Below are 26,809 nucleotides of genomic sequence, written 5' to 3' on the forward strand. Positions count from 1 at the left end.
CGGCGACGCCCAGGGGCCCTCCTCACATCTCCTGGCATCATCCCAGGGGCTCGAGGATCTTCTTCCCCATGTAGGGAACCAGCACCTCAGGAAGCTCCACCGTGCCATCGGGCCTTTGCCCATGCTCCAGCAGCGCCGCCCACACGCGGGGCGTGACAATCCCGGTTCCGTTCAGCGTGTGCACGGGCGCCGTCTTCCCCTCCGCCGTGCGGTAACGGATGTTCCCCCGCCGGGCCTGGAAATCACTGAAGTGACCGACCGACGCGCACTCCAGCCACTTGCCGACACCAGGCGCGTAGACCTCAAGATCAAAGATCCGCGTCGAGGAGAACGTCAGGTCACCCGTGCACAGGTCCACGACCCGGTAGGGAAGCCCCAGCATGCGTAGCGGCTTCTCAGCATCAGCCAACAGCGCATCGAACTCCTCCTGAAACGTCTCGGGAGTACAGATGCGCACCAGCTCCACCTTGTGGAACTCATGCACCCGCTGAAAGCCCCGCGTGTCCTTCCCAGCCGAACCAGCCTCGCGCCGGAAGCTCGCCGTGTGCGTCATGTAACGCTTCGGAAGATCCCCGGGCTCCAGGATCTCGTTCTGGTGCAGACCTGTGAGCGGAACCTCACCGGTGGGCACCAACCACAGATCGTCCAGCGTGGTGTTGTACGCATCATCGGCGAACTTTGGCAGGTGGCCGGTTCCCTCCATGATCGGACCGCGCACTAGGTGAGGCACGACCGTCTCAAGATAGGTGTCCCGATGGATGTCCAACCCGAACTGCACCAGAGCCCGCAACAGCCTCGCCCCGTCACCGTACAGGAGCGCAAACCCTGATCCGCTGAGCTTCGCCGCCCGCTCGGGGTCGAATACCTTCAGGTCAGCGGCGATATCCCAGTGCGGCCGGTACTCCTTCCCCTGGAACATCTCCACGGAAGGCCCTTCACGCCGCAGAACGACATTGCTGTCCTCCGTGCTCCCGACCGGAGCATCCGGAGAGGGCAGGTTCGGCAGGCGCAGCATATGGTGGCGGAACTGCTCCTCCGCCTCCCGGTACTCGGCCTCCTGCTTGCTGATCTGCGCCTTCAGCTCCCCCAGGCGCTTCCGTTCCTCCATTGCTGCGGGATCGCGCTGGGCGAGGAGCTTCCCGACCTCCTTGGAGCGCCGGTTCATCTCGGCCCGAAGGGTCTCCAGCTCAGAGAGTGCCGACCTGCGGTCCAGGAGGGCAGCGTGAGCCTGGTGCACAGCCTCGGGGGACGTTCCCTTCTTCTCCAGAGCCGCTGCGACAGCTTCCACATCGTGGAGCAACAGATTCGGGTCGATCATCCTGCACCTCTCGAAGGGGGTAAGTGGCGCCGGACCGCCCCCCGCACGGAGAGGAGCACGGTACGCCACAAAGACATCGTGTCACGGTAGGGGGAATCCATGCGTCGCACAAAAACGCACGATCAGGTCGATAAGCGGGTTGGTAGGGGGCACTGCCAGCCGCCTGCCAAGGACCCCGCCGCGTGACGGTGGCCGTGTGCGCCGGGCGCTGTCCGACATCAGTCATAGCGTCGGCTGAATGGAACACCACGACAACTCCCAGCACCACGTGCAGATCACCGCTCACGGAGGCAAGGCCGACGTCGAGATCGACGGCAATCCGGTGGACCCGCGCGCCGTCAAGGCGTACTCGGTCACCCATCTCGCGGGCGAACGGCCGGAGGTCCTGCTGCACGTCGCAGACCGCGGCGGCACCCAGTGGTCCGGGATGGCCCGCGTCGCGGTCGCCGACCTCCCAGACCCCGGCCCCGCCGCGGCTGTGTTCCTTGAAGCGATCGATCCGGAGGCGCTGGAGCGCGCGGCGCTGGCTCGCCCCGATCTCGAGGTCGAGCCGAACTCGCTGACGAAGGCGATGCTCACCCAGCTCGGGGAGTGGGCACGTGGCCTTTGACGTGGACGGTGCGCGCCGCGTTGTCGACCGCATCATGGATGACCAGCTGGAGGTATGGCGGGACAGCGCGGGCCGTACGGACGATGTGCTGGACGAGACCACGGGCAGGCTGGTGCAGCCCGCGCCGGATGAGGAGCTGGTCTGGGACGGGCTCGGCGCGGTGATGCCGATCAGCCGTCCCGCCATCACACAGCCGGTCGGGGGATCGGTCGCCGTCGAACCGCCGACCACCGACTACCAGGCTGTGCTGCCGGTCGGCGCTCCGGCGCTGCGCCGCGACGACGTGATCCGCGTTGCCGGATCCATCCGCCCCGAGGGCCCACGCGATCCGCAACTGGTCGGCCGCCGCTTCCGCGTCTCCGACGAAGCCGTGGGCACCTACAGCGTGGTGCGCATCGTCCGGGTCCAGGTGATCGACTGATGGCCGTAGCCAACCCGCACCCCAACGCCCACCCGGACGCCACTGCCTTCCGCGACCCGATCGCGCTGGCCGCCGCGCTGGCCCGGATGGGCCCGGCGACCCGCGCCCGTACCCGGACGATCACGCGGCACCACGCCATGCTGCTGCGGGTCCGCATCCAGCGGAACGCGAGCGGCAGGCCCGGCCCGAACGTGATCACCGGGCAGTACCGCGCGTCGTGGGACGTGCGGATGCGTACCGGTGGCGGCGAGGTCACCGCTGAGGTGTTCTCCGACGCACCGCAGGCCAGGCGGCTGGAGTACGGATTCGTGGGCGTGGACTCGATCGGACGGCACTACCGGCAGCCGCCGTTCCCGCACGTCGAGCCCGCGTTCCGGCAGACCGAACCGGCGTTCATCCAGGCCCTGGCGGACGGGGTCCTGCCGTGACCGCCCGCCTGCCAGTCACCCGGGCACTCGCTGCGCTGGTCGAGCACGCCACCGGCCGCCCATGCGGAACCGGTGAACTCCCGCGCGTGCAAGGGAAATCCGGTTGGGAGCCTGCCGCCGCCCCGTACACGATCCTCGACTCGCTGCCCGCCGAGTTCAGCGGTCCACCCCTGTGGGACTGGCACGCGGACGCGGCCTGGTCCTACCAGGTCACCTCGGTCGGGGAACGGGGCGATCAGGTCGAGTGGCTGGCCGACCGCGTGCGCGCCGGCGTCGTCGGACGAAGCGACGGCCACTGGGCCCATGACCTGTACGTTTCCCAATTTCGCGTCATAGATAGGGAGTTGACCTACGACGCCGGAGGAGACCCCTCTGTGTCGGCGGCAGGCGCTATCGTGTCCTACGTGCAGCGGTTCACGATCACCGTAACCCCTGCGTGAAGAAACGTTTCTCCTGATCCTCACCGCGGAGGCCCGCGCGGACGCTAGGCCCCAGGCCAGGCGAACCCCCTTTGATCATCAAGGGGCAGGGCCTCGGCACGGGACGCTGCCCCAGAAGTGGGAGCGGACCTGTGTCCACGAGCACGAAGACGACCCAGACCCGATTTCTGCGGCGCGGCATCTCCAAGATCCTCTGGGCGCCCGACCTCAACGATCCGAAGTACCCCAGGCGCCAGGAGATCACCAAGGCCTTCGGCCTGACCGATGCCGTCTCGGACATCGAGGGCTGGGCCCTGGAGAACGACCCGATCGAGACCCCCGACATGGGCTCGACCTTCAACTCCTCGATCCCGGGCAACGACAAGGCAGAGAACTCCAGCCTGACGTTCTACGAGGACCGGTTCTCCGACGACATCGAGCAGCAGCTCCCCAAGGGCGCCAAGGGCTACGTCGTCTTCCTGCGCAAGGGCGACATCCCCGGTTCCCGCTCGGTCGACGTGTTCCCCGCGCAGGTCGCCACCCGTGCTGCCACGTACTCGACCGGGAACGAAGCGGCCAAGTTCAAGGTCGACTTCACCATCATCGACGAGCCGTCGCTCGACGCCCCGGTGCCCGAGGCGATCGCACCGCACCCGCTGCCCACGCCGGTCGAGGACTGCGACGACGAGCAGCACGACCACGGCGGCCACGACCACGGTGGTCACGAGCACCCGCACGGCGGTGAGCAGACCGACGTCACGGTGCTGCGGAGCATCGTGACCGCTGAAAGCGTTCACGAGCAGGTCGAGGACTGACCGTGTCGCGCAATGCACCGGCTAAGCGCCCGCCGTCCCCCTCATCCGACTCGGTGGAGGGGGCGTGGGTGGCCAAGATGGAACGCCTGCGCCGCCGGGCCCGGCCCCAGAACAAGCTCCGTATCTGTGACGACGACCAGCTCAGGCAGCGGTTCGAGGACGCCGAGCAGGCCGCCCGACGGGCCCGCTTCCTCGCCGAGGCGAACCCCGACGACGAGCGGGCCGCCCGCAGTGCCGGTGAGGCCGCGGCCGTACTCGAGGCAGCGCGGGCCGCGCTGGACGACGCCTCCGACTTCCTGACCTTCCTCGCACTGCCGCGCCCGGTCCTGGAAGAGCTGATCGCCCAGCATCCGCCGACCGAGCAACAGGCGGAGGAGGGTTCGGTGTTCAACCCCGATACCTTCCCGTCGGCGCTGATAGCGGCGGCGTCCTTCGACGGCATGAGCCAGGACGAGGCCGCCGAGCTGCTGGCCACGTGGTCGGCCCCGGACGCCGGACTGCTGTGGGAGGCGGCCTGGTCTGTTCAGCAGGAAAGCCGGGTGGAGCTGGGAAAAGGCTGAGCCGGGATGCGCAGCTGCGGGCCGAGCTGGAGCTGTGCGAGCGATACCGGATCCCGCACTCGCAGTTCCTCGGCGGCGAGGGCCGGTGGACGGACCTGGACCGGGCCAAGGCGCTGGCGTGGGCGCAGTGGCAGCGGTCGGTGTGTCCCGAGTGCCACACCCGGCTGGAGGAGTGGGATGACCAACGTGGCGGTGACGCTCACGCCTACGTCACCGACACGCTGCGCTGCCCCGGCTGCGAGCTGATCGAGCAGGAACGCGACCGCGTCCCGGCCGACCGCTCGGGCTACGGCGTGAAGATCCAGCTCCTGCCGCGCGCCCAGTACGAAGCACGCCCCTGATCCATCCCCGCACCCTGGAAGGAGGCCGCCCGCGGTGGCCGGGTTCACCCTCACCGTCGCGATGCGCGCCGAGGTCCGCGACCTGATCGCGGGAACCCGTGCTGCCTCCGGCCAGATGCGGACCTTCGCCGACCGTACGGATGCCGCCAACCGCTCCCTCGCGCGGCTGGATGCCAACGGGGCGTGGCTGGCTGCACAGTTCGCCGCACTGAATCGTTCCTCGCGCGCGGCCACCGGGGAACTGAACCGGATCACCGCCCGCGCCGCAGCCGCCCGTGCGGCCCTGCGCGCCGCCGGGGAGGACGGCACACGGTCGATGTCCCGGCTGCAGCGGGCCACCGCCGGGGCCGGGCGGCGCGGGGTGTCCGCCACGAACATGCTCGCCGGCGGGGCCCTCGTCCTGGGCACCGGCGAGATCATCGAGGAGGGCAACCGCTACCAGCGGCAGATGAACCTCTTCGGTGCGGTGACGGATGCGACCGCCGCGCAGATGAAGCGGGCAGCCGCGGTCGCCGAGGAACTCGGCAACGACCTGAGCCTGCCGACCGCGACGTCAGCGGATGCCGCTGAGGGCATGGTCGAGCTGAGCAAGGCGGGTTTCCGGGCGGATCAGTCGATCGACGCCGTGCGTGCCTCGCTCCAGCTCGCTGCCGCCGCCGACGTTAACTCCGCCACGTCCGCCCGCTACTTGGGCGACATCATGGATCAGTTCGGCCTCGGAGCTGACCAGGCCTCCCGCGCGGCGGACACGCTCGCGGCGACCGCGAACAACGCGTCCGGGTCCATCACCGACATCTACTACTCGATGCGGTACGCGGGCCCGGTCGCCAATGCGCTCGGCGTCTCCCTGCAAGACACCGCCGCCGCGGTCGGCATGCTCGGAAAGAGCGGCATCCTCGGCCAGACCGCTGGTACGAGCCTGCGCGGGGTCTTCGCCAACCTCGCAGCGCCGACGCCGATCATGCGGAAGGCGCTGCGCGACCTCGGCATCGAAGCCTGGGATGCCCAGGGCCGGTTCAAGGGTCTGCGGACGGTGATCGACGGCCTGTCGAAGGCCGAACACACCATGTCCGGACAGGACTTCACCGCGGCAGTGACCCGCGCGTTCGGCAAGCCCGCGCTCAGCGGCGCGGTGGCGCTCGCCCACCAGGGCACCGAGAGCTTCGACGCCCTGTCCATGGCCGTCGGGCAGACCGGTTCGGCGGCGGCCATCACCGCCTCCCGCGGCCAGGGCCTCACGGGTGCGATGACCCAGCTGCGCACCCAGGCCCGGCAGACCGGCATCGCCCTGTACGAGGGGATGGCCCCTGGCCTGGAGTGGGTCACCCGGCTGCTCACTCGCGGCATGGCTGGGGCCACCCCGTATCTGACCACGGCGCTGGAGTACGGCCGCAACCTAGCCGTGCTGTACGGGCCGGAGCTGAAGCAGAAGGCTGCATCCGGTCTTGGCGCGCTCGTCGATGAGGCGCGGCGGCTCGTCGGCCCGCTCGCGGAGCTCGGTGAAGATGCCCTGGCCACCGGCCTGAACCTGCTGATCAACGCGGCTCTGACCCTTGGCGAGGTCTTGGACCATGCCGCGGAGGGCGCGCAGCCCATCGTGGCCGCGTTCTCCACGCTGGGCGAGGAGGGCGGTGGGGCGGCGAGCACGTTCGACATCATCGCCGCCGTCGCCAACGTGGCCATGGACGCCGTCTCCGGCTTGTCCCTCGTCCTCGTGCCGCTTGGCCACGTCGTCGGCGGACTGGTCAGCGCCTTCGGGGCGCTGCCTGCGCCGATCCAGTCCGCAGCCTTGGCCATGCTGCTCCTGCGCCGTGTGCAGCCGACCCTGACCAGCATCGCGACCACGGTGTCCGGGCCGGTGCGCAGCGGGTTCCAGTCCCTCGCGCAGCAGATGCGGGTGCAGCAGGCACTCGCCGCCTCGGCGGGGGTGTCGCTGTCGCGGTACGGCGCCGCGTGGGCTGCGGTGCAGGCGCGGGTCGGATTCCTCGGCACCATGACCGCGGCCTTCCGTACCGCGAACGGCGCCGGAACGACATTCTCAGGCACCCTCAACGGCCTGTCCCGCGCCGCCGGTTCGGGCCTGCGCTCCGCCCTCGGGGGCGTCACCAACACACTCGGCGGCCCGTTCGGCATCGCCATGGCGGGTGTCTCCATCGGCCTCGGGCTCCTCGCCGCCCGCCAGCAGCGCGCTGCCCAGGCCGCGGCCGAACACCAGCAGCGCATTTCCTCGCTCACCTCGGCCCTGCGCGAGTCCGGCGGGCAAATCGACAGCAACGTGCGCCAGCAGGCAGCCCAGGTCCTGCTGGACACCAAGACCAACCAGGGCCAGCTCACCAAGGTCCTCGACCAGGCCGGCGTGCCGCTCGCGACCCTGACCGACGCCTACCTCGGCCAGGGCACCTCGCTGGAGTCGCTGCAGAAGCAACTGTTGGCCACGGCCAACGCCCACCGCGCCTACAAGGACGTGGCGGCCGGCAAGGTTTCCGTCCTCGACTACACCGACGTCGGCCAGCAGTACAAGGACGCCGCGGATGCCCTTGGCAGCGTCAAGGGCGAGATGACCGAGTCCATCAAGAACGCCCGCGAGCTGGCGCAGGCTACGAAGGGCACCGGGGACGGCACGTCGGCGTACGACCGGCTCAAGGCCGCCGTCGGCGGCCTGGCCGACGAGACCGCCGACGCTGACACCCGCACCCGGTCCCTGAAGTCGGCGCTCGACCTGCTCTCCGGCGGCCAGATCTCCCTCCAGGCCGCCGAGGCCAAGGTGAACAGCGCCGTCCTCGACCTGCAGGACGGCAGCAAGGGCGTCAACCGCCAGCAGGGCTACGGCAGCAGGCAACTGGTCAACCAGGACAAGACCCTGAACACCACCACCAGGAACGGCCAGCAGCTGTACACCCAGCTCACCGCGCTGTCGGATGCGGCGGCCGACGCCTCCGTGGCTGTTTACGACCTGGCCCAGCGCAACGGCGAGACCCTGCCGGCGGGGCTGGCCAAGGCCCGCGAGCAGATGAGCCGCGCCCGCACCGAGGCGATCAAGGCCGCGCAGGGCTACGGACTGACCCGCGCGCAGGCCGAGGGCGTCGCCGACAGCCTCGGCCTGCTGCCGTCGAAGGTGTCGCTGCTGCTGCAGACCAAGGGCATGGACAGCACGCTCGCGAACCTGATCGCGGTCCAGGCGGAGTTTCACCGGCTGCCGAACGCCAAGACGATCAAGGTCGACTCGCTGAGCGACGGGGCGCAGCAGAAACTGCGCGAGCTCGGCTTCACGGTCAAGACGGTTCCTGGCACCCGCCAGATCAAGATCACCGCACCAACGGCTGCCGCCCGCAAGGACCTCGACGGGCTGATCGACAAGCTAGGCCGGACCCCGAGCAGCAAGAACATCCGCGTCTCCGCGCCGACCGCCGCAGCCATCAAGAGCCTGGAAGCAGTGCAGGCCAAGATCAGGGCCACGCCCGGAGCGAAGTCTGTCATCGTGCGCGCGCCCACGGCACAGGCCCGTAAGGAGCTGGAGGCGCTGGGCTTCAGGATCGAGAAGGTCCCGGGGTCGAAGAACGTCAAAGTGACCGTGCCGACCAGCAGCCCTCGCAAGGCCGCCGACTCCATCCAGCAGCGCATCGACGCGCTGCGCGGCAAGTCGGTGACCGTCACCACGCGCCACGTGAGCGTCTTCTCGTCACTCGGCGACGGGGCCGAGGCCGCTGACGCCGTGCGTCAACAGGCCGAGAACCTTCGCAGGCGGGCCAGCAAGCAGGCCGACGGCGGCGTCCTCGACTACTTCGCCGACGGCGGAGTCACTGGCTCCGGCCGCTCTGAGCAGCACGTTGCGCAGATCGCCCCGGCCGGGAGCTGGCGCATCTGGGCGGAGCCCGAGACCGGCGGCGAGGCGTATGTGCCGATGGCGCCGTCGAAGCGCGACCGCAGCAAGGCCGTCGTGGAGAAAGTCGTCGGCCGCTTCGGCGGGCAGGTCGAGTGGTTCGCCAACGGCGGCGTACGAGGCCGCAGTAGCCGCGACTACAGCCCCGAACTGGCCAGCTCATTCCAGCGAGCCCGGACCTCGGAGGTCATGGCGGGCGTGGTGCGGGCCTTTGACATCCGCACCGGCAGCGACCGCCCCCGCACCCGCGTGGTCGACGCCCGCGCCGGCGGGCGTGTCCAGGTCGTCGTCGTGCGCGAGCAGCAGCCGCTGATCGGCACTATGCCGGTCACGGTCACCGACAGCTCCGCCACACCTGAGCAGATCGGCAACGAAATGATGCGCAACCTGCGCAACGCGCAGCGTGGCGGGAGGGTTTGATGACCACACCAACCAAACAGCCCCGCATCGAACTGGCCCCGTGGCAGTTCGAGATCGGCGGCTTCGTCTTCGGCCACGGCACCCATATCCCGATCGGGAACATCGAAGGGCTCGGCTCGCCAGCGACCCGTCCACAAGATGTGGATAACCCAACCGGGGAGGGCACCTTCCCTGGCCAGGACTTCTACGGCACCCGCACCCTGCGGTTCGAGGCCAGCATCAAGACACCCGGTGACCCGGCCAAGGCGGCCGACCTGCTGGCCCGCCTGGAGCTGGCCCTCGACGACCCGGACGCCCGCACCCGGCCCGAGGGCCGCCACGTGCTGCGGGGACGCTGGCCCGGACACCGCACCCGCCGTATGTACGGGCGCCTGCGGCGCGCGGAGGCCACCAGCGCCACCACGGCGATCAACGGGTGGATCCCGCTGGACCTGGAGTTTGCCGGCACGGACCCGCGCTGGTACGACGACGAGTTGTCGCAGCTGTCGTTGGGCCTCGACCAGGAGGCGAGGTCCAAGGGCCGCGACCGCACCGTGGACCAGACGCTGTGCGCGCCCGAGAGCCGGGACCACGCGGATCCGAACGACCGGCCCGGGTGGATCAGCAACCAGGGCAACGTGTCGTCCTGGCCCAGCATCCGTATCCACGGCCCGGTCGCCAACCCGCGGATCTGGAACACCGTCACCGGCCGCGTCCTGGAACTGCGCCTGGCTCTGCGCGCCGGGGAGTGGGTGGAGCTGGAGACCCGGCCCAGAACCCGCTGGGCCCTGCGCAACGGCAAGGTCAACGTCGCGAACGACCTCACCCCGCCCTCGCGGCTCGACCTGTTCGCCCTTCCGCGGGGCCGCTCCGAGATCGGCTGGAGCGGCGACGACCCCACCGGCACCGCGCGCCTCGAGGTCTCGTGGCGGTCGGCGTACACCGCCCTGTGAACGGAGAACACCAGTGACCCTTGTCCAGCCCCCGATGATGGTGCGCGGTGGAGACCACTCCGCCCGCGCCATGCGCCTGATGATTAGCGACCTGACACGCGGCCGGCAGGGCATCGCCGAGGCCGGTGACCTCAAGGTCCGTCCCCTGGAGACCCCCGGCCCAGGGGTCCGTGTCGGCGATGGCTCCGCCCTGATCCACGGTGTACGTCCCTGGCAGGGGGCCTACACCCAGACCAACATCGGCGACGCGGTCGTCGACGTCCCCCCGACCGGGCCATTCGCCCGCACGGATCTACTCGTCCTGCGCGTCGAGGACCCCGAGTACGAGGGCGAACGCGATCCCCGCCGGGAGGACATCGGCTACTTCCACCTCGTGAAAGGCGTGGACCAGGCCGCGACCGTGCTGCGGGAGATGACCGCCATACCTCTGGCCCGCATCACCCTGCCCCGCAACACCGCCGCGGTCACCGCCGACATGATCACCGACCTGCGACGGATCGCCAATCCGCGCACCGAGCGGACCCTGCACACCGAGCACCCGACCGACACGGAGAAGGTGCCCGCCCAGCACGGCCGTTGGGCGAACTGGCCCAAGGAAGCCGCCTGGGAGGTGGATATCCCTGTGTGGGCGACGAAGGCCACCATCGTGGTCAGCCTCTCCGGGCTGCGCGCCGAGGCCGGGAACATCTACGCCGAGCTGCGCACCCGCTTGGGCGAGCACAACGCCCCGCCGACTGTGGTTGACGACGACGGCACGACCACCCGCCGCGCCGGTGTGGTGCTTGCCGACACCTTCACCCTGCCTCCGGCGTACCGGGGCACTCGCCAGCGTCTTGCGGTGCAGATCAACCAGCTCGACAAGTACGGCGATGGCGACCTGACGGTGGCCAAGGGCACCACGGTCAGCGCGGACATCCAGTTCACGGAAAGCCCGGCGTGATGCCCGACTACCGCTACATCATCACCCGCGCCACAACCGGTGAGGTCCTGCACTGGAACCTGCCGCTGACCGAAGTCGAGTTCGGGCCGGAGAAGTCCGGACCGGGCTCACTCAGCGCGTCCCTGAATCCGACGTACATCCGCGCGATGAGCGACCTGCTCGACGACGCGGGAGACGTGGTGCTGCTCGTCGAGCGGAACTCGCACCTGCTGTGGGGAGGGCTGCTGTGGCGAGCCGAACCGGAAGGCCCCAAACTCCCCGTCGAGGCCTCCGGGTTCACCAGCTACCTGCACCGCCGCTTCGACGTGCACGGCAACCTTCACGGGCGCGGCCCGTACATCGAGGCCGACCCGTGCCAGGTCATCCGGGACGTGTGGGCGTACGCGCAAGAACAGCCGGACGGCGACCTCCAGGTTGTGGTGGACGACACCAAGTCGACGGCGAAGACCGGCACCGCGAAGGACCCCTACAGCACCTCCAAGACCGACCCCCGCAACCTGGGGGAGATCGTGGACGAGATGGCCGATGTCGACGACAGTCTGGAGTGGACCGAGACCGTCACCTGGCGCGGGCGCCGCGCCGAGCGGCGCATCATCCTGGGCGCCCCCCGCCTCGGCCGACGCCGCGAGGACCTGACTTTCACCACCGGCGCCAACGTGGTCGGCGAGCCCCACGTCGTCAAGGACGCCGACTCCTACGCCCAGTGGGTCATCGGCCTCGGCGCCGGCGAAGACAGCAAGCGCAAGGTCGTGGTCGACGGCGTCCGCAACGGGCGGCTACGCCTGGAACAGAAGCTGGAGACCAGCGAGAAGGACGAGACCAGGCTCAGGCAGCGCACCCGCCGCGAACGGCTGGCGCGGCAGATCCTGCCGACGCTCACCGAACTGGAGGTCACAGACCATCCCGCGGCCCCCGTCGAGGCGCTGCGCGTCGGCGACGACGTCCGCATCCGGCTGTACGAGCCGCACACCGCGTACGACGGCTGGAACCGCATCGTCGGCTGGACCGTACGCCCCGGCGAAGGCGAGACCCCTGAGCGCGTGACCCTCAAGCTGGAACGCACGCTCAGGCCGGAGGAGAGCGGCGACCAGGCGGAGGAGGCGTAAATGCCGGACACGATCGCCGAACTCGCGCGCCGCCTGGCCGGTCTGGAGCGCCGTGTTACCGTCCTGGAGCGGGCACGGCGCGCACCGTATCCACCGTGGCGGGACCTGCCGCTGACCGGAGACACGACGGTGCCCGACACCACGCAGCCTCCCCAGATCCGCGCCAACCCGTGGAACACCCTGGAATTCAGCGGCCGAATCGGGCTGAGTGGCGGACGGGCCGTGGACGAAGCGCCCGTCGCCCTGCTGCCGGACGGCTTCTGGCCCGCCGCGCCCCGCACCGTTCCGGTCGCCTCCGACGCCGTACGCCGTGAACTCCACCTCGACATCGACCCCAAGGGCCAGGTCACACTACGGGTCCAGGACGGCGGCAGTGTGAAAGCGTCGTGGTTGAGCTTGGATGGGGCTGAGTGCCGTGCGGATGGCCTCGATTAAGGAGATCACCTGGGCATCCGCTTGCACTAGTTGCAGTGTGTTGTGCAAGTCTCGACTCCAACTCGGTGACGACAGGGGCGGTTGAGACCATGCAGGTCCGGCGAACACAACAGGTTGATCGAGAGGGAGTGGCGTGGATCAGTCACCTCGTCACTAGCGAGCTGGGCTGGATCTTCAGGGAGCAAACAACCGTAGACGTAGGTATCGATGCCCATTTGGAGGTCTTGGACAGCGCCACTTCGAAGGCGACAGGGCAGCTCCTGGGTGTCCAGATCAAGTCGGGCCTGAGCTACTTCGGCTCTGCCACTGACGGCGGCTGGTGGTTCACCTGCAACGCGGCCCATGCGTCGTACTGGCTGGGGCATTCGCTTCCGGTCCTTGTGATGCTCTACAACCCTGTGACGCGACGGGTCTACTGGCAGCACGTCACTAGATGGACGGCCGTGGTGACGGGCAAGGGATGGAAAGTCTTTGTACCCGAGGATCAGGAACTGAGCGCGCAGTCCGTCCAGGACCTTCGTCCGCTCGCGCGGTCGACTTCAGAGATCTCAGCTCTCAAAAGTCTCTTCACCTGGGGAGTCGAGGGCGATAGCAAGTCCTCTCTTTGGGAGAGGGATATTGAGCTTTACCGGCACCTCCTCAGCGCACGCCTACATATGCTCTTTCCGGAAGTCGTTGCAACCAAGGACGTCCGCATTGACACCAGTCCGGTGGACATGGAGGTATGGCTGACGATCGGACTGATCGTCGAGGTCGCACTGATTCATCCCTCCAGCCGACTGGACAAGCTGCTCGACAAGAGCACGTATGCATACGAACCCTTGTTGATCGTTGTTTGCGGCGCCCGAGATCTCAATGACTGCCCCCAACTACAGAAGGCATCCTTCGAGGCACCGCTCTTCTGCACTGCATGGAGCCCTGAGGCTGGCGACGATGAATCTCTGATCGCGGCCATGGAAGCTGCCTTGCGGTGGATGGACCCACCGCTGGATACCATGGCAGAAGGGTGACCCTCCACCCAGGCTGCGCAGCCATCTCCCGGGGGACCGTCCCGCCCTAGCGGGTGCGGCCGAATTGCCGTATGGCGCAGGGGAGAAGAGCGAGACGAGCGTGGCAACTCCGTTGAGCGCGGACACATTCCTGTCCGCGCTGAAACACGCGGGCCTCGGTGTCGTCGAGCACGGCCGGTGGCGTACCCACAACCGCAATACCCACGGCAACTGGGGCCCCGTGAACGGGGTCATGATCCACCACACCGGCCCGTACTCGTCCGAGGCCGACATGGTGGAGCTGTGCCGTGTCGGCTACCAGGACCTTCCCGGACCGTTGTGCCATGGCGTGATCGACCGGTCTGGGACGGTCCACCTGGTCGGGTACGGCCGGACCAACCACGCCGGCATGGGCGACACCGACGTCCTGCTCGGGGTCGTCGCGGAGAAGCCGAGCCTGCCGCGGGACAACGAGGCTGACACCGACGGCAACCGGCACTTCTACGGCTTCGAGTGCATCAACGCCGGCCATCAGACGTGGCCGTCCGCGCAGTTGGACGCGATGGTCCGTGCTGCCGCGGCCGTGTGCCGAGCGCATGGCTGGAACGAGCACAGCGTCATTGGGCACAAGGAGTGGCAGCCCGGCAAGCCGGACCCGGGCGGCATCGACATGGACGACTTCCGCGCCCGCGTCGCCCGCCTCCTCAAAACCGACGGCAAGACGCCCGGTAAGCCGAAGCCGACGCCGGTGCCTCGGTACGCAGCCTATCCCGGCGCGGCCTTCTTCCGAGGCGGTCGGTCCTCGCCGGTGATCGAGGCCATGGCAAAGCGGTTGGTCGCCGAGGGCTGTGACTCCTACGACACCCCGGCCGGACCGGTGTGGAACGACGCGCATCGCCGTTCGTACGCCGTCTACCAGATCAAGCGCGGCTACCACGGCGCCGCCGCCGACGGCATCCCCGGGCCGCAGACGTGGGCGGCGCTGCACGTGCCACGCCTGGCCAGCACCCCCGACACGACACCCACCGCCCAGGAACAGGGGCACGGCCCCATGCCGCAGGCCCTCGCCGACATCGCGGAGCGCACCATCGCGACCTACCTCCAGTCGGTCCTGGGCCTGATGGCAGCCTCCAGCACCACCGACCTGGTGTCGCTCTCCGCCTGGCAGGCCGCCGCCGTTGCCACGATACCCGCGGGCCTGTCGGCGCTGAAGTCCACGCTCGGCACGGTCATCGGACGCACCGGCACGGCCTCCTGGCTGTCGGCCAAACGCGACCCGGCCACCCCCACGTACTGACCCGCAGCCGCAGACAAGGAGGCACCCGTGCCCGAGGGAGAGATCGCGCTGGCCCTCGCCGAACTGCGCAACGCCCTGGAAGTCGGCCTCGCCCGCATCGACGGGCAGCTGGCGCTGCTCGTGCAGCGCAGTGACCAGACGGACAAGGCCGTCGAGGACTTGGAGCAACGGGTGACCTCCCTGGAGAAAGGGAGGTGGCCGCTGCCGACCATCGCCGTCCTGACGTCCGTGTCAGCGGTGGCACTGACGTTCCTCGGCGTGGTCCGGGGCTGAGGCAGCACTCCTTCGCCGCAGCGGTGGTGTCCGCAATCGCTGGCCGGAAGCTGCGCGCCGACGAAGTGGCGGCCATGTTCCGGAAGGTCACGGGGAGAAGCGTGCACGCCCTGGGTTTCACTCCGCAGTCACCGGGAGACGGACCGCCCGACGCTCGTTGAGGGGGCCGTGCCTGCCCAAGGGCCCACGAAGTCCGCGTAGCTGGAGAGCGCGGGCAAAGAAATGGCCCCCGCCGGAGCGGGGGCCAGTTGGCCCTCTTGGAGAAAGACCACTGCCTACGATAACAGCGCCCGCCGAGGCGGCCGGCGGTGCTGTGTGGCTACGCTCTGGAGTCGGCACGCGCAAGGAATCAGCGGAGGACCGGGCGATGCATCTGCCGAAGCCGTATCTGGTGGGACACCAGGAGCTCGCCGCCCTGTACGGGGTCGAGGCGCAGATGGTGTCGCAGTGGCTTCATCCCAGCCGCCGCGTCCTGGACCCGGCGACCGCCATCGTCGTTTCGGGAGTGCGCTACTGGCCGCTGGGGTTCGCGTGCCGCTTCGGGCGCACCACGCCCCGGCCGAAACTGCTGGACGTCCGCTACAAGGAACGGCTCATTGCGGAACAGGGCGAGGGCTGGGAAGCCGACTCCCGAGACCAACTGCCCCCGATCGTCGGCCAGCAGGAGATCATCGAGCTTTTCCACCTGCCGTCCCAGGGCACTCTGGCGACGCGTGTCGCTGCGGGCAACTTCCCAGAGGAGGACTGGCTGTTGTCCGGGTCGATGCTGTGGCTGCTGGACACGGTGCTCGGTGCGGTGCCCGAGCTGCGTGCCAGAGCGCGCAGCCTGTCCTGGGAGGTCGATGACCAGGTGGCGGCTGCTCTGAATGAGGGCACCTACGACGGCCCGGGATCGAAGGTCCTGACGCGGGGACGGTACGCGCGAAAGGGCCCCTGACCTGCGTAAACGCTGTACATGGAGACGCAATGCGAATAAGATATGCATATATCCCCTCCCCGGGGGCCCGTTCGCAAAGGAGGCACGCGTGCAGCTCGTGTACACACCCGCCGGTGACGGCGTCGTCGTCATGGAGGCGGCGGAAATCCTGATCGTCGAAGTCGCCCTGTCGCGCCATGTGCTGGAGAATCCGTACTCCCACCTCGCCGTTCGCATGCTTGCGGACGTCTCCCGTGTCAACGAGGAGCGGGAAGCGCGCATGGAGGATCTGGTCGAGGGTGCCGCCGAGGCGCCCATGACCGCATGAAGGTGCGCCTGCGGTAACGGGGGTTGATCACATGCCCATACATCCCTCAAGATAGGTGACACATTTCGAGCTGCTCTTGAGGTGGTGGGGCATGGAAGGCGTCCAGGACGAGATACCTGGCCTGGTGATCCACACAGTGCGGCAGCCCGACGGCCAGGCGGCCACGATCCAGGCGCAGTTCGAGGCATTCCACCGACTTAACCCCTGGGTGCTGCGCGCGCTGGAGATCCTGACGGCCGACTACCTCAAGCGCGGCGCCACCCGCGTCGGCATCGGGATGCTCTTCGAGGTTCTGCGCTGGCGTTACGCCACGGCCACCGAAGGCGACGAGTTCCGCCTCAACAACAACTTCCGCAGCCGGTACGTCCGGCTCCTCATCGAGCGCCATCCCGAGTGGGCTGGCGCCTTCGAGGTCCGCAGCCTGCGGACCGACTGACCTCTTGGAGAGATCGTGACCGATGAACCATCCGCCGAGCCCGCTACCGTGGAGGGCACGGTTGTCGAAGCGGCCCAGGCGGGGGCCAGCCCTGCCGTCCCGGCGAGCGCCATCGTCCTGCGCGCCTACCAGGACGAGTTCGACCACAAGCAGCTCTCAACGCTGGCCCTGATCAGTCCCGGCCTGGCCGGCGCCCCGCGCGGCCATCTGGCCATGTTCTTCCACTACTGCGTCCGGACCGGCCTCGATCCGTTCGCGCGGCAGATCTACATGCTCGGCCGCACCAACTGGAAGGCGGCCGACAACCCTGACGAGCCCGAGAAGACGTGGACGATCCAGACCGGGATCGACGGCTTTCGCACCGTTGCCCACCGGGCGGCGGCGAAGGCCGGGGAGTCCATCTCCTACGAGGACACCGTCTACTACGACTCCGAGGGCAACGCCCACGACGTCTGGCTGTCGAAGGCCTACCCGGCCGCGGTCAAGGTCACCGTCCTGCGCGGCACCGCACGCTTCCCGTTTATCGCCCGCTGGGACGAGTTCGCCCCGACGTACTACGACCGCAAGCTGGGCGCGTATGTCGTGGCGAAGATGTGGCAGCAGATGCCCGCCCACATGCTCCGCAAGTGCGCCGAGGCTGGCGCGTTGCGCATGGCCGCGCCTCAGGACCTGTCCGGCGTCTACGTGGACGAGGAGATGGAGCGGGCCGATGCCGAAGGCGTCGTCCGTGAGGCGGAGGAAGCGACCCTGCGCCTGCGTGCGGCAGCCGGGCTCGAAGCGGGCAACGGCTCAAGCGACAGCGCGAGGGACGAGCCCGGTGGCGACTCAGGGGCCAGCGACCAGGACACGAGTGCGGCGAAGGCCGCACCGAGGAAGCGGGCGCGTCCTGCGAAGAAGGAGGCAGCGCCGCAGCAGGGCACTGGCCTCGAATCCGAGGAGGCGCCGGCCGCGGCGGAGCGTGCCCCGCGCAAGCGGGCCACCGCGTCCCGCCGCGCCACCTCCTGACCACCGCCCCATCATGTCGCCCGCGGTCGGCGGGCGACATGCCCCAGCCTCTTGGAGACCATCGTGACCACTTTGGCCATCGCGCCTGAGCGGCCCGTCAGCCTGTGGCCTGCCGCTCACGCGGCGGACGCCCGCCGTCCCCGCTCTTTGCAAACCAAGATCGGCGCGAGTGACACCGTGTGTGCGCGACGCGCCGGATACCTCCTGCACGGCCGCACCCCCACCGACGGCGGCGAGAAGCGCAAAGCGATCCTCGGCACCTGGCTGCATGAAGGGGCGCTCGACGCAGTCCGTAACGAGTACGGCTGGATCATCGAGCGCCGCGTCGAGGACGACACCATCCGAGGCCACATCGACGCCGTCCAGCTCGACGGCCGCACCGCCTCCCGGCTGCCGAAGCGACTGCGCCCGAGCCTCCCGGCCGAGGAGCTGACCGTAGAGGACATCAAGACCAAGAGCACCTTCCAATGGGACAACATCCTGCGGTACGGGGCCAGCGACGCCGAACTGCGCCAAGTCCTGCTCTACGCAGACTTGTTGCGCACCGAAGGCTTCGCCGACATCGACGGCCAGCGGCAGCTCGCCCGTCTCGGCCCGCTGCCCGTCGGCCGCATCCGGTTTAGGTTCCTCAACCGCGACTCAGGCGAGGACCACGTCCTGGAGATGCCGTTCACCGCCGAGCGGGCCCAGGGGGCGCGCTGGTGGGTGGATCAGGTGCGCGCCGCCGAGTCTCCCGAGGACCTGCCACGCACCTTTCCCGGACCGGGCCTATCCGCGATCTGCGACAACTGCCCGTTCAAGACGGCCTGCTGGGGACCGGCCATCGCCGGTCGCCGCCCGCAGAGCATGCTCATCCACGACGACGCCGAGCGGGAGCAGGCACTGGCCGAGTACGTCCAGGTGACCGAGCAGATCAAGCCGCTCAAGGACCGCCTGAAGGTACTGCGCGCCAGGCTCGACGGTTCCGAGGAGGGCGTGTACGGCGACAACGAGCTGTCGTGGAGCGGCGGAAACCCGACCAAGTTCGACGACGTGGACGCCATGGCCACGCTCTTCGAGCAGGCCGGACTGCCGGTACCAATGACGCCCGACACGGCACTGATGAAAGCCCAGCTAACGGCGGCCGGCATACCCGTGCCCGTGCGCCTCGACCACGAGCGGCGCACCAACGTGAGCATCAACGTCACCGTGAGCAAGAAACCCTGACCCGCTCCCGAGCAAGGGGCAAGGCCGCCGCTGGTCCTGCCCCTGCCCCAGTGCGGCCACGACCGAACGGAACACGGAAGAGGTACTGGTGAGCATCCAGCTGATGGTGGTCGCGGCCTACCTGCCGAAGGAGGTGATCAACCAGACGCAGAAGCTGGTCTTGATGAAGATCGCGGACTCTGCCGACGACCAGACACGTCTGGCCCGTCCGGGCCTTGAGCGGATGATGGCGTGGGCGGGCGTGGGCGAGAAGCGGGTCATCGGGGTCGTCACGGAGTTGGTCGGCCTCGGCTTGGTCGAGCGCACCGAGATCGGTCGCGTCGGGCGGCGCGCCGAGTACAAGGTCTTTCCACATGGTGTGCCCCCGATTCCGTCGACCGAGGAGCTGATCGAGTGGCGTCGAGGTGCGCGGCGCGCACCGACGAACTCCCGGCTGGCCCGGAAGGTGCCGCGGCGTAAGCCGTCGGCGGCAGCCCGCACCCAGCAGGACGTGGCAGCTCGGGAGGAGACACGTGCCTTGGACGGGGCGCGGGAGGAGGGAGGGTTTCCCCAGGGAAACCCTCAAGATGGGCCGGGGAGGGTTCCCCCAGGGAAACCCAGTGGGTTTCCCCACGGAGACCAAGAGGGTTTCCCCAGGGAAACCCCTTCTCTTCCTTTTCCTTCCTACGTCCTTCCTTACCCCCCTACCCCAGGGGCGGGCGTTGCGCGGGAGGCACAGGAGCACACCGAGGATCCGCCGTCGTCCGGCTGCCCGGCGCATCCGCAGCCTGCCGCCAACTGCCGTGCGTGCGGGACGAACCCGCGGGCCCTTCGGGAGCGGGCGCAGCGCGAGGCCGCCGAGAAGGAGCGCATCACCCAGCAGGAATGGCTGAGGGAGTTCTTCGCCGAGCAGGAGCGGCGTGTGGCCGAGACTGACCCGAAGGCGCTGGAGATGGCCCGCCAACGGGTGCGCGAGCTGGCCCGCCTGGGCCGCACACGACGCCCCAACTCCCGTGGTGGATAGGCGCCTTGGAAGATCATCACCATTGACGCCCCAATGTATGCGAATAAGATATAAATATTGGTTCGAAACCCCTTCGAACCCAAACCTCCTGGAGAAGCGCATGAACGCCACCGAAGACCGCGACCCCGCAGAGGCGGCGTACATCGTCGTGGCTGAGGTCGTCCACGGCCCGCACGCCGCCCCCGTTCTCGCCAGGACGCCGTTCTGCTCCGTCGGCTGCGCCGGAGTCGGCGTGTATCAGCTGACGCACTCGATCAGCGCCAGCAAGCAGGGCGCCGCCTTCGTCCTGCGATACCGCGACCGTCCCCTCGGCTGCATCGTCACCAGTGACGGACAGATGTGGCTGGTGCAAGCCATCGCCACGCACGAGCTGCCCATGTTCGGCTAAACGTGTGGCCCTAGATAGGTGACATGAATGCAACTGCGGACACCTCTTTGGGTGTCCGCCCCGCAACACCCCCTCTTGGAGACCCACATGACCACCCTCGCGGCACTGCCCGACCACACCCTTCGGACCGACCCGCTTTGGCAGCAGCTCTTCCGCAGCTACTGGCACGTCATCACCCCGCTGCGCTACCTCGGCTGGATCACAGACGTCGACCTCACCGACACGTTCCTCATCCGCGCCGATATCGGCGACGGAACAGAACTGGTCGTCGCCACCGAACACGGACTGCCCGCCGACCCCGCCGAGGTGACCGGCTGGTGCGTCATACGCCGGGACATCGACAACCCCGGACGGCACACCGTCCTGTACGACTCCGTGCCGGGCGGCCCGCAGCGCCATTGCCACGCTGGCCTGCTGCCGATGTTCGCGCGCATCGACGCGCTGAACGCCCCGCACCCCGCGTATCGGCTGACCGCATCGGCCACGTACTGCGCTCCATACGGCCTCAACACCACCCAGGGCGGAGCAAGCGAGACGCCCGGGATGGCCGTCGCCCGCTACTTCGAGTGGTGTCGAAGCCTGACGGCCGCCGAGGGATACCAGCGCGTCTGGGAGCGCCCCGAGCAGGACGGCTACCCGCTCGCCGTGCTGGAGAAGGACGGATACATCGCCACCGTCCGCGTCACACGCAGCACTGAGACGGAGGGCGCGTGATGGCCCTCCACTACCTCAGCGGCGTCCAGCTCCTGCGCCTGGCCGACGAGGCCAAGGCCCGCACCCTGTACGCCGACGTCATCGAAGCCCTCGAACAGCACTGCACGGGCGTCGGCGTGGACTGGTGCGGCAACGAGCTGAACATCACCGTCCCGCTCACGGACGATGGCGAGCAGCTGGTGACGATCGCGGGCCGCAGGTCGCTGCCCTGGCACAACGACCGCAGCGAGATCGGCGGCTGGAAGGCCGAGCACATCGACAACACCCACGGCACGTCCAAGATCATCTATGACACCACGACCGGCGAGGGTGAACCGCCCGGCGACATGTCCCTCGAACCTCTCGCCGAGGAGGTCGGCGCGTACGTCAACGGCTGGCGCCATGCCCGCTGAGGAGCGCGGCCGGTGACCGGGCTGCTGATCCTCCTGCTTGTAGGCCTTGCGGCGTTCATCGCCCTCGGTATCGAGGACAGCCGCCACCACCGCGCACTCCGCGCTCCTGATCAATCCTGACCACGGCCGCCCGGCCCCAGCCACCGGGCCGGGCGGCCCCACCCCTTGGAGACCACCCCACTTGCCCCGCGCCATATCCCTGCTCTGCGGAGCGGGCGGAGACGCCCTCGGCTTGAAGGAGGCCGGATTCGACCCGATCCTCGGCATCAACCACTGGCAAACCGCCATCGACACCTTCGAGCACAACCTTCCCGGTGCCACCGGCCGGTGCGCCGACATCCGCAACTACCCCATGCGCTGGCTGCCCAAGGCCACCATCATGTGGGCCTCGGTCATCTGCACCGAGATCAGCCCGGCCGGCGGGAAGAAACGCCAGCCCGACCCCGCACAAGAAGCCCTCTTCGAAGAAGAGGAGCAGTGGCGACAACTCCCGCCGGAAGCCTTCGAGATGACCCGGGCCACGGCGTGGTGCGTGCTGCGCGCCGCAGAGGCCAAGCGGTTCCCGTGCGTCGTGGTCGAGAACGTCGTGGAGTTCGCGACCCAGTGGGACCTGTTCCCCGAGTGGATCAGGTCCATGAAGAAGCTGGGCTACCGCGTACAGATCGTCTCGGTGTCGTCCGCGCACATCGGGTCGGAGACCAACGGGTACGCGCCGCAGTGGCGCGACCGTATCTACCTTGTTTATCTGGACACTTCTATGACCGACGGGTGCAGATTCACGCGGTCGTGTGTCACTCGATCGAGGCGAACGGCGTCGGGGTGCTCCGGTTCGTCATTGCTAGATGTTCAGCTTGGCTGCGACGAGTTCGGAGCGGGTCAGCTCCAGCAGTCGGCCCATCCAGTTCCGGCCTTCGAGCCCGTGTTGCCCCCAAAAGTTCGATCCGACCTCGGTGTAGATCAACCGGGTGGCACCTGTGGCCATCAGCGTCTCGGCGAACTCGGGGTGCTGCTGGAACTTCGCGCGCAGCAAGCGCGTCATGATGGCAACCCGAACTTGGGGCCAGTCGTCACGCAGGGTGGAAGCCTCAGCGAGTTTCTGTGCGTCATAAGGCCGTTCCGCGTCGAGGATCTCGGCCTGTCGGTGTTCATCAGCGACCGCCAGCGCCCAGTAGGCGTGCGCAACCGTGGGGTAGGTCCGGTTGGCTATGGCGATCGGGGCGGGGAACTCGTTGCGCAGCACGTGGGTGCCCGGATTCTCGGGCCAGCCGCGTGGGAAGACCACCTGGTTGAGGTGGACGCTGCTCTCGACAGGTTCAGTCCGGCCGTCGGCGGGTGTTTTCGTCTCGTGCTGCTTGCGCAGTTGCTCGCGCTCCGTGAAGTACTCCAAGGCGGAGGCGTGCATCGCTTCGGTGACCTCGACAGTGTTGCCGTTCCACAGCTCGATCTGGCTCCCCGGGCCGGTCACGATCACCCTGAGGGGGAAGTCCTTTCGGTCCATGTCGCCCAGGGCGTATCTCCGCAGGTGCTCCGGGATAGCCTCGTAGGCTTCACGAACGGCGGTCCGGTTGGACTCGGTCGGCTGCTCTCGGAAGACGTCGACGGCAGTGAGGCAGCGGCGAGTGGAGTCCGGGCGGCCGTTGAGTTTGTCGATGTCGTCGCGGACCTCGCCGAGCAGCATCTCGGGGGTCAGCCAGGTCTTCGGCTCGGCGAACTTCCACGAGGCGAGGTGGTGGGCCGATGCCCGGGCGCCTTCGGGCACGTCGGTGGCGACCCATCCGGAGGCGAGTTTGCCGGCGAAGCCCTCCAGGGTTTCCAGACCCCAGCAGTCGACCATTCCGTCGGCGTAGATCAGCAGGTCGGTGAGGAAGTAGTTCCCGCCGTTGCGGATGAAGGCATGCCGCCAGGTTCCCTCGATGCGCTCGCCATCCACGTTCCGCCATGTCCACCGTCGTATCGCCACGGCCGACAGGGTAGCCGTTCCCGCTATCACGTGATCTTCCTGGCGACGCTAGGCGGGTGGCTCGTCGCGGGGTTCGCCGAGGTCATCCAGCAGGGAGGAGATGCGCTCGGCGATCCGCCGGTGGCGTTCGATCTCACGGTCCCAGCCGCGGCTCTGGGCGTCGGCGATCAGTTGCTGTTCAACGCAGAGGCGTTCGCGCAGCCGAGGCGCGTACTGGGGCGTGGTGACGAACTTCGCGCAACTCAGGTAGAGGTCGCACTCGCAGGGCCCTTCCTGGGGCAGGCGCAGGCAGCGGCCGAGTTCGAGTTCGGTCTTGTAGAAGTTGGTCTTGAGCCAGTCCAGCGCGTCCTCGTCGAGTTGCCCGGAGCGCAGGGTGTCGGCGAGGGGGCCGGCGATGGTGGCGCCGGGCTGGAGCACGGCCTGGTAGTCGGCAAGGACGGTGGGGTCGGAGATGTGCGTGTAGGTCATCGACATGCCGGGGCTCTTGTGGCCGAGGACCTTCATGATGGTCTGGACACGAGCACCCTTCTCTGCGAGTTGGGTGCCCAGGGTGTGCCGGAACCGGTGGGGGTGGATCGCGGGTTTGCCGACGCCGTTGAGGATGGCCAGCTCTTCGCAGATCACGCGGAGCGGGTGGGCGAAGAGGTAGTCGGGGCCTGCGATCACGCCGTTGCGCAGGAAGAGGTAGCGCGTCGGGCGTCCGAGGTCGGGGTCGTGGATCCCGCGGTCGGATTGGGCCTGTCGCAGTGCGGTGAGAGTACGGATGGCCTCGGCGGCTTCCTCGTGGAGTGGGACGGTGCGCTCTTTGAGGGCTTTGCCCGCTGCGAGCCGCAGTCGGGGCGTGCCGTCGGGGTAGGCGTCGAGGCAGTTGAGGTGGAGTTTGCGGATCTCGGTGCGGCGGGCGCCGCTCCACCGGGCGACCAGCAGCGCGCACCGCTGGAGGGGGCACTCGAGGGCCCGGACGCGGTCCATGACCGGGCCGAGCTGGTCGGCAGGAATGAAGCGGGGGACGCGTTCGATGACGCGGGGCATGTCGGCGTGCGTGATCAGGGGGCGGGCGGGGACGTCGTCCCATTCGGCGACGGCGGCGTAGCGGAAGAGCACGGCGACGGTGGAGATGATGCCGGCGCGGTAGGCCCGGCTCAGTGGCTGGTCTGGATGCTTGATCTTGTGCAGCCGGTGGACGGAGTCCATGAAGTCGACCAGGTCGGCCCGGTTGAGCTGGTCGAGGCTGGCAATGTGCGGGCGTTCGGTGTCCAGCCAGAGGCCGAAGCGGCGCAGCCCGCCGCGGGTGCTGGACATGCTCTCGGGCCGCAGGACCAGGGCGCGTTCGGCCAGAAAGCGTTCGAAGACGGCGTCGATGCGCGGTTTCCCGCTGAGCCGCGGCAACGGAACCGTCTCCTCCCGGGCGGGCGGTCGGCCGGTGATGCCGGCGTGGAACAGCGCAAGGCCGGTGCGATAGGCGTTGGTGCCCCACCCGGCCTTCAAGGTGGGACAGCGGTCCTCGCCGACGACCTGGAGCAGGCCGGGGATGCGCTCGCAGTGTCGGATGGCATGCCGCATTCCCTCGATCTCGTCGCTGGTGAGCGTGTGCAGGTCCGCGTCGCCGCGGTGCATCACCAGCCGGATCAACCCCCAGGGGACGCGGAATGCCGCGTCATCGCGGACGTGTCCGAGCGCGAGGAGCCGATGCCGCAGGTCCTCGCTCTGGTCACGCAGCGACAGGCCGAGTTGGTCGGCGACGAGGAACGGTTTGAGCACGCCGATGCCCAGCAGCCAGCCCCAGTCCATGCGCAGACGGCCGGTGAGCGCGAGGTAGGTCAGGTAGTGGCGGGCGTTGAAGTTGATCCATGCCGTGGCCGTGTCAAAGCCGGGTTCGGGGGCGCGGCGCCGGTTCTGGCCCTCGCCGTTGCGCCAGCCGAGCCGGACTCGGAGCGGCAACGCGAACCAGGAGGGCAGGTCCGGGTAGGTGCGGACGAAGCGCAGTCGGAAGTTGGCGTGCTTGCGGCGCCATGGAGCGGTGATTGGCAGTGCGTCGGTGAACGCCGCGTACTCCGCTTCTGCGCAGTGCCTGGGGACCGTGTCGGCGGAGGTGAAGGGCGATGACGCCGCTCGCAATGGGGCGTTCGTGCTCACGTGTCCTGCTCTCCGATCGCCTGTCGGTAGTCCTTGACGACCTCCGGATCGCTGACCCGGGTGTAGACCTTCATCGAGTCCGGCGTCGCGTGCCCGAGCCGCGTCATCAGCGTCAGCTCCCGCATGCCGCCCTCGAACATCCTGGTGGCGTGGGTGTGCCGCAGGCTGTGCGGCGTCAGCCAGGCATCACGCACTTCGGCCCGCTGTGCGGCCCGGGCGAACATCCGCACCAGCGCGTCGTAGCCCAGCGGTTCGCCCCGACGCTTGCCCCGGCCCCCGACGAGAAAGACCCAGGGGCTGTCCAGATCAGACGGCCGCTCACGCATCACGTAGGCGTTCAGGGCTGCCAGGGCCCGCCCTTCGTGAAGGTCGACCACACGGTCCCGGCGGGACTTCTGCTGCACTCCGCGCGGGTGGTCGAACCGCTTGCGGACCGTCACCCGGCGCTGGCCGTAGGAGATGTCCTCCAACTGCAGCCCCAGGACTTCGCCCGGCCGCAGTCCGCCTTCCCACATCAGCTCCAACAGCGCCAGGTCCCGGCGGGTCCGAAGCTCATCGACCAGAGCCCGGTAGACACCGTCCGGCATCGGACGCGGTACCGGCTCCACGGTTTTGACCCGCAGCACCCTGCGAACCGGCTGCTGCCGGTGGGCGTTCATCAACGGCGGCCGGTACCGGTCCGGCACGCGGGCCGCCGCCTGGTCGACCTTCTTGACGATCGGGTTGTCCCGGCCGGCGTACTTCTCGCTGGCGATCAGGAACTCGTAGAACGAGGACACCGCGGCCAGGACCCGGTTGCAGGTCTTCGCCGACAGCACCCGCCCCTCGCGCGTCGCGATGCCGAGCTCCAGCCGCTGAGCACGCCGCGAGGACGACGCCAGCCGCAGCCACTCCAGGAACTCCACAGCTCGGGCCGGCGTGAACCCGCCCGCCCCGATCCCGCGTTCCTCGCAGAACACGTAGAGCTTTTGCAGATCGTGAGCGTAAGCCCGAACGGTGTTCGGCGAGTACGCCCGCACCGTCAACAACCTCAAAAACTCATCGACTTCAATCACCGGCTCGCCGGACGCGTCGACCAACCGCACCTGGGGCTGGCCAGCTGCCGCATCGGGCACCTTCACCACTCGCACGTCCGGAACCC

27 protein-coding genes and 1 pseudogene are annotated in these 26,809 nt (G+C 68.7%); 24 read left to right on the forward strand and 4 right to left on the reverse strand.

The features are described 5' to 3' along the window. Positions 1-37 precede the first annotated feature (37 nt). A complete protein-coding gene (serS, locus tag M2271_RS11005) occupies positions 38-1,318 on the reverse strand; it encodes a serine--tRNA ligase (RefSeq protein ID WP_280886947.1) in 1,281 nt (426 codons plus the stop codon). 238 nt (positions 1,319-1,556) lie between these two features. On the opposite strand from serS, the gene M2271_RS11010 reads away from it, so the two are divergent. The 24 genes and pseudogenes from M2271_RS11010 to M2271_RS11125 all read left to right on the forward strand — a co-directional run bounded on the left by M2271_RS11010 (position 1,557) and on the right by M2271_RS11125 (position 21,572). Then, on the forward strand, positions 1,557-1,928 hold the full coding sequence (locus tag M2271_RS11010) for a hypothetical protein (protein ID WP_280886948.1): 372 nt from the start codon (positions 1,557-1,559) through the stop codon (positions 1,926-1,928). Continuing rightward, positions 1,918-2,349 carry a DUF6093 family protein gene (locus tag M2271_RS11015; RefSeq protein ID WP_280886949.1) on the forward strand — a complete coding sequence of 144 codons (432 nt, stop codon included), beginning with the start codon at positions 1,918-1,920 and terminating at the stop codon, positions 2,347-2,349. Before M2271_RS11010 ends, M2271_RS11015 begins: the two co-directional genes overlap by 11 nt. Beyond that, positions 2,349-2,777, forward strand: a complete 429-nt coding sequence (locus M2271_RS11020; RefSeq protein ID WP_280886950.1) for an HK97 gp10 family phage protein — start codon at positions 2,349-2,351, stop codon at positions 2,775-2,777. Before M2271_RS11015 ends, M2271_RS11020 begins: the two co-directional genes overlap by 1 nt. 86 nt (positions 2,778-2,863) lie before the next feature. Further along, on the forward strand, positions 2,864-3,217 hold the full coding sequence (locus M2271_RS11025; RefSeq protein ID WP_280886951.1) for a hypothetical protein: 354 nt from the start codon (positions 2,864-2,866) through the stop codon (positions 3,215-3,217). A 131-nt stretch (positions 3,218-3,348) separates the two neighbouring features. Next, positions 3,349-4,011, forward strand: a complete 663-nt coding sequence (locus M2271_RS11030) for a hypothetical protein (RefSeq protein ID WP_280886952.1) — start codon at positions 3,349-3,351, stop codon at positions 4,009-4,011. A gap of 68 nt (positions 4,012-4,079) precedes the next feature. Continuing rightward, complete coding sequence (locus M2271_RS11035; RefSeq protein ID WP_280886953.1) at positions 4,080-4,571, forward strand: hypothetical protein; 492 nt, start codon at positions 4,080-4,082, stop codon at positions 4,569-4,571. Continuing rightward, the gene (locus M2271_RS11040; RefSeq protein WP_280886954.1) at positions 4,514-4,912 is read left to right on the forward strand and encodes a hypothetical protein; all 399 of its coding nucleotides are present in this window, start codon (positions 4,514-4,516) and stop codon (positions 4,910-4,912) included. The genes M2271_RS11035 and M2271_RS11040 overlap by 58 nt, the downstream gene beginning before the upstream one ends. A gap of 34 nt (positions 4,913-4,946) precedes the next feature. Further along, the gene (locus M2271_RS11045; protein WP_280886955.1) at positions 4,947-9,212 is read left to right on the forward strand and encodes a phage tail tape measure protein; all 4,266 of its coding nucleotides are present in this window, start codon (positions 4,947-4,949) and stop codon (positions 9,210-9,212) included. Then, a complete protein-coding gene (locus tag M2271_RS11050; RefSeq protein WP_280886956.1) occupies positions 9,212-10,144 on the forward strand; it encodes a phage tail domain-containing protein in 933 nt (310 codons plus the stop codon). The genes M2271_RS11045 and M2271_RS11050 overlap by 1 nt, the downstream gene beginning before the upstream one ends. A gap of 13 nt (positions 10,145-10,157) precedes the next feature. Next, a complete protein-coding gene (locus tag M2271_RS11055; RefSeq protein WP_280886957.1) occupies positions 10,158-11,084 on the forward strand; it encodes a hypothetical protein in 927 nt (308 codons plus the stop codon). Next, positions 11,081-12,190, forward strand: coding sequence for a hypothetical protein (locus M2271_RS11060; RefSeq protein ID WP_280886958.1), 1,110 nt, complete (start codon positions 11,081-11,083; stop codon positions 12,188-12,190). Before M2271_RS11055 ends, M2271_RS11060 begins: the two co-directional genes overlap by 4 nt. Next, a complete protein-coding gene (locus M2271_RS11065; protein ID WP_280886959.1) occupies positions 12,191-12,625 on the forward strand; it encodes a hypothetical protein in 435 nt (144 codons plus the stop codon). A 128-nt stretch (positions 12,626-12,753) separates the two neighbouring features. Then, positions 12,754-13,635 (forward strand): DUF4365 domain-containing protein, encoded by an 882-nt coding sequence (locus M2271_RS11070; protein WP_280886960.1) that lies wholly within the window; start codon positions 12,754-12,756, stop codon positions 13,633-13,635. Between the two features lie 100 nt (positions 13,636-13,735). Further along, positions 13,736-14,614 (forward strand): annotated as a pseudogene (locus M2271_RS11075) (peptidoglycan-binding protein); the annotation flags it as partial. 324 nt (positions 14,615-14,938) lie between these two features. Beyond that, the gene (locus M2271_RS11080) at positions 14,939-15,184 is read left to right on the forward strand and encodes a hypothetical protein (protein WP_280886961.1); all 246 of its coding nucleotides are present in this window, start codon (positions 14,939-14,941) and stop codon (positions 15,182-15,184) included. Positions 15,185-15,551: 367 nt separating this feature from the next. Continuing rightward, the gene (locus M2271_RS11085) at positions 15,552-16,121 is read left to right on the forward strand and encodes a hypothetical protein (protein ID WP_280886962.1); all 570 of its coding nucleotides are present in this window, start codon (positions 15,552-15,554) and stop codon (positions 16,119-16,121) included. A gap of 88 nt (positions 16,122-16,209) precedes the next feature. Continuing rightward, complete coding sequence (locus tag M2271_RS11090) at positions 16,210-16,428, forward strand: hypothetical protein (RefSeq protein ID WP_280886963.1); 219 nt, start codon at positions 16,210-16,212, stop codon at positions 16,426-16,428. Positions 16,429-16,519: 91 nt separating this feature from the next. After that, positions 16,520-16,864 (forward strand): hypothetical protein, encoded by a 345-nt coding sequence (locus M2271_RS11095; RefSeq protein WP_280886964.1) that lies wholly within the window; start codon positions 16,520-16,522, stop codon positions 16,862-16,864. Between the two features lie 15 nt (positions 16,865-16,879). Continuing rightward, positions 16,880-17,869, forward strand: a complete 990-nt coding sequence (locus M2271_RS11100; protein ID WP_280886965.1) for a recombinase RecT — start codon at positions 16,880-16,882, stop codon at positions 17,867-17,869. Between the two features lie 63 nt (positions 17,870-17,932). Then, the gene (locus M2271_RS11105) at positions 17,933-19,075 is read left to right on the forward strand and encodes a PD-(D/E)XK nuclease family protein (RefSeq protein WP_280886966.1); all 1,143 of its coding nucleotides are present in this window, start codon (positions 17,933-17,935) and stop codon (positions 19,073-19,075) included. A gap of 88 nt (positions 19,076-19,163) precedes the next feature. Further along, positions 19,164-20,078 (forward strand): helix-turn-helix domain-containing protein, encoded by a 915-nt coding sequence (locus tag M2271_RS11110; RefSeq protein ID WP_280886967.1) that lies wholly within the window; start codon positions 19,164-19,166, stop codon positions 20,076-20,078. Between the two features lie 100 nt (positions 20,079-20,178). Further along, on the forward strand, positions 20,179-20,466 hold the full coding sequence (locus M2271_RS11115) for a hypothetical protein (RefSeq protein ID WP_280886968.1): 288 nt from the start codon (positions 20,179-20,181) through the stop codon (positions 20,464-20,466). 87 nt (positions 20,467-20,553) lie between these two features. Next, positions 20,554-21,180, forward strand: coding sequence for a hypothetical protein (locus tag M2271_RS11120; RefSeq protein WP_280886969.1), 627 nt, complete (start codon positions 20,554-20,556; stop codon positions 21,178-21,180). Next, positions 21,180-21,572: a hypothetical protein gene (locus tag M2271_RS11125; protein ID WP_280886970.1), complete on the forward strand. Its 393-nt coding sequence runs from the start codon at positions 21,180-21,182 to the stop codon at positions 21,570-21,572. The genes M2271_RS11120 and M2271_RS11125 overlap by 1 nt, the downstream gene beginning before the upstream one ends. Positions 21,573-22,410: 838 nt before the next feature. Here the strand turns inward: M2271_RS11125 and M2271_RS11130 are convergent. The 3 genes from M2271_RS11130 to M2271_RS11140 are packed head-to-tail and all read right to left on the reverse strand — an operon-like array spanning position 22,411 to position 26,798. Further along, on the reverse strand, positions 22,411-23,532 hold the full coding sequence (locus tag M2271_RS11130) for an NADAR family protein (protein WP_280886971.1): 1,122 nt from the start codon (positions 23,530-23,532) through the stop codon (positions 22,411-22,413). 48 nt (positions 23,533-23,580) lie between these two features. Then, positions 23,581-25,668, reverse strand: a complete 2,088-nt coding sequence (locus M2271_RS11135) for a tyrosine-type recombinase/integrase (RefSeq protein WP_280886972.1) — start codon at positions 25,666-25,668, stop codon at positions 23,581-23,583. After that, positions 25,665-26,798 carry a tyrosine-type recombinase/integrase gene (locus M2271_RS11140; protein WP_280886973.1) on the reverse strand — a complete coding sequence of 378 codons (1,134 nt, stop codon included), beginning with the start codon at positions 26,796-26,798 and terminating at the stop codon, positions 25,665-25,667. The genes M2271_RS11135 and M2271_RS11140 overlap by 4 nt, the downstream gene beginning before the upstream one ends. Between the last annotated feature and the right edge of the window lie 11 nt (positions 26,799-26,809).

The sequence above is a fragment of the Streptomyces sp. LBL genome, from assembly GCF_029893585.1.
Classification (GTDB): Bacteria; Actinomycetota; Actinomycetes; order Streptomycetales; family Streptomycetaceae; genus Streptomyces.

What these genes read in the sequence shown, in the direction of transcription:
- M2271_RS11125 (WP_280886970.1), top strand. Translation starts at nt 21,180, where the DNA reads ATGGCCCTCCACTACCTCAGCGGCGTCCAGCTCCTGCGCCTGGCCGAC.
- M2271_RS11065 (WP_280886959.1), top strand. Translation starts at nt 12,191, where the DNA reads ATGCCGGACACGATCGCCGAACTCGCGCGCCGCCTGGCCGGTCTGGAG.
- M2271_RS11115 (WP_280886968.1), top strand. Translation starts at nt 20,179, where the DNA reads ATGAACGCCACCGAAGACCGCGACCCCGCAGAGGCGGCGTACATCGTC.
- M2271_RS11120 (WP_280886969.1), top strand. Translation starts at nt 20,554, where the DNA reads ATGACCACCCTCGCGGCACTGCCCGACCACACCCTTCGGACCGACCCG.
- M2271_RS11020 (WP_280886950.1), top strand. Translation starts at nt 2,349, where the DNA reads ATGGCCGTAGCCAACCCGCACCCCAACGCCCACCCGGACGCCACTGCC.
- M2271_RS11085 (WP_280886962.1), top strand. Translation starts at nt 15,552, where the DNA reads ATGCATCTGCCGAAGCCGTATCTGGTGGGACACCAGGAGCTCGCCGCC.
- M2271_RS11010 (WP_280886948.1), top strand. Translation starts at nt 1,557, where the DNA reads ATGGAACACCACGACAACTCCCAGCACCACGTGCAGATCACCGCTCAC.
- M2271_RS11050 (WP_280886956.1), top strand. Translation starts at nt 9,212, where the DNA reads ATGACCACACCAACCAAACAGCCCCGCATCGAACTGGCCCCGTGGCAG.
- serS (WP_280886947.1), bottom strand. Translation starts at nt 1,318, where the DNA reads ATGATCGACCCGAATCTGTTGCTCCACGATGTGGAAGCTGTCGCAGCG.
- M2271_RS11095 (WP_280886964.1), top strand. Translation starts at nt 16,520, where the DNA reads ATGGAAGGCGTCCAGGACGAGATACCTGGCCTGGTGATCCACACAGTG.